The organism is Kribbella sp., assembly GCF_035655035.1.
In the GTDB taxonomy this organism is placed as follows: Bacteria; Actinomycetota; Actinomycetes; order Propionibacteriales; family Kribbellaceae; genus Kribbella.
In genome coordinates, this window is record NZ_DASRVN010000694.1 from 1 (window position 1) to 6,961 (window position 6,961).

General features: G+C 67.5%; 8 protein-coding genes. All 8 read right to left on the minus strand.

The window, feature by feature from the left end:
- Positions 1–175: helix-turn-helix domain-containing protein (locus VFF46_RS36105; protein WP_325041758.1), on the minus strand; the 175-nt coding region annotated here is incomplete at its 3' end.
- A gap of 139 nt (positions 176–314) precedes the next feature.
- On the minus strand, positions 315–509 hold the full coding sequence (locus tag VFF46_RS36110; protein WP_325041751.1) for a hypothetical protein: 195 nt from the start codon (positions 507–509) through the stop codon (positions 315–317).
- Positions 510–609: 100 nt separating this feature from the next.
- The gene (locus VFF46_RS36115; RefSeq protein WP_325041752.1) at positions 610–1,014 is read right to left on the minus strand and encodes a YjbQ family protein; all 405 of its coding nucleotides are present in this window, start codon (positions 1,012–1,014) and stop codon (positions 610–612) included.
- Complete coding sequence (leuS, locus tag VFF46_RS36120) at positions 1,014–3,491, minus strand: leucine--tRNA ligase (protein ID WP_325041753.1); 2,478 nt, start codon at positions 3,489–3,491, stop codon at positions 1,014–1,016. Before leuS ends, VFF46_RS36115 begins: the two co-directional genes overlap by 1 nt.
- Before the next feature lie 143 nt (positions 3,492–3,634).
- Positions 3,635–4,525, minus strand: a complete 891-nt coding sequence (locus VFF46_RS36125; RefSeq protein WP_325041754.1) for an AraC family transcriptional regulator — start codon at positions 4,523–4,525, stop codon at positions 3,635–3,637.
- Positions 4,522–5,289, minus strand: coding sequence for a phytanoyl-CoA dioxygenase family protein (locus VFF46_RS36130; protein WP_325041755.1), 768 nt, complete (start codon positions 5,287–5,289; stop codon positions 4,522–4,524). The genes VFF46_RS36125 and VFF46_RS36130 overlap by 4 nt, the downstream gene beginning before the upstream one ends.
- A 97-nt stretch (positions 5,290–5,386) precedes the next feature.
- Positions 5,387–5,632 (minus strand): hypothetical protein, encoded by a 246-nt coding sequence (locus VFF46_RS36135; protein ID WP_325041756.1) that lies wholly within the window; start codon positions 5,630–5,632, stop codon positions 5,387–5,389.
- Between the two features lie 14 nt (positions 5,633–5,646).
- The coding region (locus tag VFF46_RS36140; RefSeq protein WP_325041757.1) for a sodium:solute symporter family transporter at positions 5,647–6,961 on the minus strand (1,315 nt) is incomplete at its 5' end.

Here is a 6,961-nt window from a genome sequence, read left to right on the forward strand (position 1 = left end):
TCCGCGGCCGCGTCACCCGGCCGGCCTCCATCTCCCGGATCGAGCGCACGCTCAGCCCGGCCCGGTCGGCCAGCTCCTCCTGGGAAAGGCCTGACCGGACCCTCAAGTCGAGCAGCAGTTCGGCGAACCCTCGCCGCCCGCTCGCCCGGCCATCCACGTCCGACAAGCCCGTCACCCCTCTGGAGGCCTCACTTTCTCGTCACAACATAGCGTGACAAGCGCTTCCTCGCTGGGCGTGCCCGGCGCGCGAGCTGCGTCCCGGCGTACCGGAAATCCGCTGGAGACAAATGCCTGCAGGATCAGAAATGCACGTTTCAAGCAGTCGCGCGAACCGGCTGGGAATCATTGTCGGCGGCGTACAGAGAAAGCACGCCGGCCCAGTCGTCGATCCGGGCGCGGGTGTCGGCACGGCCGGAATCGGCATTCAGCAGACTGCCGTCGGAAATCCCCCGGGTAGCGCGAACCAGGAGCTCAACGGTGACGTCGCGCAGGGTGTCCAGGGCAGCCATGCGGCAATTCAAGCGGAGTCGTGTTTCGCAAACGTAACGCCGTCGCCAACATCACAATAAGTCACCAAAATACCGCGCCGGTTTATTACCGGGTAGTCCGCTAACCGGCCAGGAACGACAACCGGACCTGCCGGTCGGGATTGTCCCGATTGGTGTCCACCAGGCAGATCGACTGCCAGGTCCCGAGCGTCAGCCGGCCACCGAGCACCGGCACCGTCGCGTACGGCGGGATCAGCGCGGGCAGCACGTGGTCACGGCCGTGGCCGGGCGACCCGTGCCGGTGCCGCCAGCCGAAGTCCCGCGGCAGCAGATCCTCGAGTACGGCGAGCAGGTCGTCGTCGCTGCCCGCACCGGTCTCGAGGATCGCGACGCCCGCGGTGGCGTGCGGTACGAACACGTGCAGCAGCCCGTCGCCGCGGCCGGAGACGAACTGCTCACAGCGTCCCGTGAGGTCGAGCACGACCTCACGGGACCCGGTGTGAACCTTCAGTACGACCGAATCCATCAGGCCGGGACGATGTTGACCAGCTTGGGCGCCCGCACGATCACCTTGCGGGTACCGCGACCGTCCAGCGCCTTCTGGATCGCCTCGGACGCCAGCGCCAGCTGCTCCAGGTCGGTGTCGGTGATGTCCGGCGCGACCTCCAGCCGGTCCTTCACCTTGCCGGCCACCTGGACCACGCAGGTCACGGTGTCCTCGACCAGCAGCGCCGGGTCCACCTTCGGCCAGCCGGCCTTGGCGACCGTCGGCTCGTGGCCCAGCTCCTCCCACATCTCCTCGGCCGTGTACGGCGCGACCAGGCTCAGCAGGATCGCCACCGCCTCGACCGCCTCGCGGACCGCCGGGTCGGCCGCGCCCGGTCCGGCGTCGATCGCCTTGCGGGTGGCGTTCACCAGCTCCATGATCCGGGCGACCATCACGTTGAACCGGTGCGAGTCGATCAGCTCGGCGGCGTCGGCCACCGTCCGATGGGTCAGCTTCCGCAGCACGACATCACCGGTCGAGGGATCCGAGCCCAGCGGCGCCTCGACCGCGCCGGCCAGCCGCCAGGCCCGTTGCAGGAACTTCAGCGAACCACCCGGCGACATGTCGGCCCAGTCGATGTCGTCGGCCGGCGGGCCCGCGAACACCATCGTCAGCCGGACCGCGTCCACGCCGTACTCGTCGATCATGTCGCCCAGGTTCACGCCGTTGCCCAGGGACTTGCTCATCGCCTTGCCCTGGTTGATGACCTGGCCCTGGTTCAGCAGCCGGGTGAACGGCTCCACCACGCTCAGCATGCCCATGTCGTACAGCGCCTTCACGAAGAAGCGCGCGTACATGAGATGCAGTACGGCGTGCTCCTTGCCGCCGACGTACTGGTACACCGACATCCAGCGGTCCGCCGTGGCCTGGTCGAACGGGCCGTCGGTGTACTCCGGCGACAGGTAGCGCAGGAAGTACCAGGACGAGTCGACGAACGTGTCCATGGTGTCGGTGTCGCGCTCGGCCGGTCCGCCACACTTCGGGCACTCGACCTCAACCCAGTCGCGGGCCGCGGCCAGCGGCGAGACGCCCTTCGGCTGCAGGTCGGCGCCGCGCAGGTCCGGCAGCTCCATCGGCAGCTGGTCGTCCGGGACCGGCACCTCGCCGCAGGACGGGCAGTGGATGATCGGGATCGGGCAGCCCCAGTACCGCTGGCGGCTCAGCAGCCAGTCGCGCAGCCGGTAGTTGATGGTCCGCTCGCCCAGGCCCTTGCCCTGGAGCCAGTCGATGATCCGCGACTTGGCCTCGGCGACCTCCAGGCCGTCCAGGCTGATCTCGTCGTTGGAGCTGTTGATCGCCGGCCCGTCGCCGGTGAACGCCTTGCCGTCGAAGTCGGCCGGCGGCTGCACGGTCCGGACGATCGGCAGCCCGAACTTCTCCGCGAACTCGTAGTCGCGGGTGTCCTGGGCCGGGACCGCCATGATCGCGCCGGTACCGTAGTCGGCCAGCACGTAGTCGGCCGCCCAGATCGGGATCCGCTGCCCGGTCACCGGGTTGATCGCGTACGAGCCCAGGAACACGCCGGTCTTCTCGCGCTCGGTGCTCTGCCGCTCGATCTCGGTGGTCGCCTTGACCTTGGTCAGGTACTCGTCGAACGCGGTCTGCTGGTCCGGCGTGACCAGCTCGGCGGCCAGCTTGGCGTCCGGCGCGACCACCATGAAGGTGGCGCCGAACAGCGTGTCCGGCCGGGTCGTGAACACCCGGATCGGCTCGTCGCGGCCCTCCACCTGGAAGTCGGCGAACGCGCCCTCGGAGCGGCCGATCCAGTTCCGCTGCATCAGCAGGATCTCTTCCGGCCACTGCAGCAGCTCCATGTCGTCCAGCAGCCGCTGGGCGTACTCAGTGGTCTTGAAGTACCACTGGGTCAGCTCCCGCTTCGTGACCTCCCAGCCGCACCGCTCACAGCGCCCCTGGACGACCTGCTCGTTGGCCAGCACGGTCTGGTCGTTCGGGCACCAGTTGACGTACGACGCCTTCCGGTACGCCAGGCCGCGCTCGTAGAACCGCAGGAACAGCCACTGCGTCCACCGGTAGTACTCCGGGTCCGACGTGTGCAGCCGCCGCGACCAGTCGAAGCTCAGCGCGTACCGGCGGATCGACTCGGCCTGGGTCTCGATGTTGGCGTACGTGTACGTCGCCGGGTGCTCGTTGCGCTTGATCGCGGCGTTCTCGGCCGGCAGCCCGAACGAGTCCCAGCCGATCGGGTTCAGTACGTCGTACCCCTGCTGGAACCAGTAGCGGGCCAGCACGTCGTGCAGCGCGAAGACCTCACCGTGACCCATGTGCAGGTCGCCGGACGGGTACGAGAACATCGTGAGCGCGTAGCGACGCTCCGCCGAGCCGTCGTCCTTCGCCTTGAACGGGTCCAGCTTCTCCCACACCGGACGCCACTTGGCCTGCATGGCGTTGAAGTCGTAGCCGCCCCGGTCGATCTGGGCGTCGTCCTGCTCGCTCACGGTCCTACTCCTGCTCGTGTCTGTGTTGAGCCAAATCTGCCAGAAATGAAAAATCCCCTCACACAGGAGGGGGTGCCGTACTGACCGGAATGCCAGTACGGCTAGGTAAGGAGCAGGCTCACTCGCATACGATCAGGGTAGCACTACAGGAACTCCGTCCCGCCGGTGCGGCGGTGCTCCCCGGGTGTACGGCCGTACTTGCGTTTGAACGCAGTGGAGAACGGACGTACGTCGGAGTACCCGCAGGCGCGCGCTACTTCCGTGATGGAGAGCGTGTGGTCCAGCAGGAGCTGTACGGCCAACTCCAACCGCAACCGTCGCAGCGTCGACATGATGGAGGACCCGGTCTGCTGGGTGAACAGGCGCTCCGCGTGGCGCTCGGACAGGTGGGCCGCGGCTGCTACGTCTCTAACCGTGATCGGCCGGGACAGGTTGTCTCGCAGGTGCCGCTGCATCGCCGCTACTACCAGGGGACCCCTGTCCCGACGTACTGGTTCAACAGCAAGGTCTTCGTCTGACGCGAATGCCCGCGCCGTCTCCATCACAAGCGTGGAGCCCAGAGCGGTAAGAGCAGTCCCGTAGCCGGACACCGGGCTGGCCGCCTCCAACGCCAACGCTGTCACCAGAGCCGGCAACGCACCTGTCCGCGTAGACATGACAGGGCCATCGGCACGCGTCAGCCCGGACCACCATCCGCGCTCGTCGGACCCAGGGCGGAACGTGAAACCCCAGAACGCGATCCCAAGAGGCTCCGCACGGGACGACTCGATCTCGTGCACGTCACCGGGGCGCGCGAGGAACACCGAGCCCGGCACCACGTCGTACCGCACAGAGCCGTTGTCGAACCGCCCCTCCCCCGAGTACGCCAGGCAGACCTCGTGGAACGAATGGCTGTGCCAGTAGTTGCGCCAGTACTCCGGCTGGTAGTGCCCCCAGCTGAGGAAGTCCGCGCGGAAGCCGTCGACCTCACAGGACTCCAGGAGTCCCGCGAGGTCGACGAACCGGTCCGCGTTGCCTACCTCGGAGAGGCTCAAACAGCACTCCTGCCAGTGGGGTCGACTCCACGCAGCATCATGCCCTGGCCGAGCGACCAGTCGTGGGTCTTCACCATCGGCGGGTCCGCCGGGTCGCGGTACTGGATCAGCCACGTCGTACGGGCCTCGTCGCTGGTGTTCACGCCCGACCCGTGCACGGTCAGGTACGTGAAGAACAGCACGTCGCCCGCCTCGGCCGGCTGCGGCGTCGCCTCCTCGAAGGCCGGTTCGAGCAGGTGGTACGACCCTTCGGCCTCGTGCTCCCGCGGTCCGGACGTGTGGCTGCCCGGGATCACCCGTACGCAGCCCTTCTCGACCGGCGCGTCGTCGAAGTGGAAGATCGCCGCCCCGACCCGGTGGTACGTGTGCGGGAAGAACGGGTGGTCCTGGTGCAGCGGGAACGGCGAACCGTTCTCCGGCGGCTTCACGAACAGCTTGGTGTGGTGCAGCTGCACGTTGTCCACGCCCATCACCGCGGCGGCCACGTCGGTGAACCGCGGGTCCACCAGCAGCTTCGCGAACTCGGCGTCGTAGAACTGCGCGTCGTGCAGGTGCTGGAGCTTCGTCGGCGCCTCGGACATCCCCTTGGCGGCCTCCCACGTGGGGTCGTCGCCGCGGTTCAGCTGCGCCAGCAGGTCGTGGCTGCGCTTGCGGTAGTACGCCGCTTCTTCCTTGCTGAGCAGGCCTTTCACCAATACGAAGCCGTCGGCGGCGTACTGCTGCGCGAGCGACGACAGCTCGGGCCGCTCGGATGTGATCGTCATCTCGGAGTACCTCCTGATCGGGTACTTCGAGCCTACGAACGCCGGCGTCCGGGCGGGAGGACCCGACCGGACGCCGATGTTCGTCAAACGGACATGCTCACTCGTCGGCCGGTCCCTCGTCGGTCACCGCGATCGGCCGCAGCCGGGCCCAGAGCACGAACAAGGCGGCGAACACCAGCATCGCGATGCCGCCCCAGAGGTTGATGTTGATCCCGGCCGCCTTGTCGGTCTCGGCCTGGCTGCCGGTGATCCCGAGGATCGTCAGCACCACGCCGTAGATGCCGACCAGCAGCGCGATCACGATCCGGATGTCGAACGCTCCGGCCTTCTTCTTCTCCGCCATCTCACTGCTCCTTGTCAGCCGAAGATGATGTTCAGGGCGATGGTCATCGCGAGCGAGATGCCCGCCAGCAGCACCGGCTTGCGGTACCAGCCGCCGTCACCGGCGACCGCCACCTCGGTGCGCTGCTCCTTCGGGGTCAGCGAGTACACCAGCCCGACCAGCTCGGTGTCGCGCTTCGGCGTGGTCACCAAGCTGACCAGCACGCTGACCACGATGTCGACCGCGAACGCGGCACCGGCGCCGACGAAGCTCGCGCCCTGTCCGGGCAGGTTGATCACGCCGTTCTTGGACAGCACGAACACCAGGATCGCGGTCGCCGTACCGGTGACCAGGCCGATCCACCCGGCCGTGGCGGTCATCCGCTTCCAGAACATACCGAGGATGAACGTCGCGAACAGCGGGGCATTGAAGAACGAGAACAGCTGCTGCAGGTAGTCCATCAGGTTGCTGTAGCCGGAGGCGATCGCGGCGGTACCGATCGCGACCAGTGTGCCGGCCACGGTCACGATCCGGCCGGTCCGCAGGTAGAACTCGTCGGGCCGGTCCTTGATGAGGTACCGCTCGATGATGTCGTACGACATCACGGTGTTGAACGAGCTCAGGTTGGCCGCCATCCCGGCCATGAACGACGCCAGCAGGCCGGTGATGGCCAGGCCGAGCATGCCGTTCGGCAGCAGGTCCCGCATCAGCAGCAGCAGCGCGTCGTTGTAGTCGACCTCACCGCTCCCGTTCGCCTTGAACTGCGACAGCTCGGGCACGACCACCGCGGCGATGATGCCCGGGATGATCACGATGAACGGGATGAACATCTTCGGGAACGAGCCGATGATCGGGGTCCGCCGGGCCGCCGACATGTTCTTCGACGCCAGGGCCCGCTGGACCTCGGTGAAGTTCGTCGTCCAGTACCCGAACGAGAGCACGAAGCCGAGGCCGAACACGATGCCGATCACCGACAGGAAGCTGTTGTGGAAGCCGCTCAGCGCGTTGCCGGGCCAGGCCGACATCTGGTCGCCGCCGCCCGGCGACGCGCTGACCTTGTCCACCAGGCCCTGCCAGCCGCCGACCTTGTGCAGGCCGACCAGGGTCAGCGGCAGCAGCGCGGCAACGATCACGAAGAACTGCAGCACCTCGTTGTAGATCGCGGCGCTCAGGCCACCGAGGGTGATGTAGGAGAGCACCACGGCCGCGGCCACGACCAGGGACACCCACAGCGGCCACCCGAGCAGGGCGTGCACGATCGAGCCGAGCAGGTAGAGGTTGACGCCCGCGATCAGCAGCTGGGCGAAGGCGAAGCTGATGGCGTTGACCAGGTGGGCGCCCTTGCCGAAC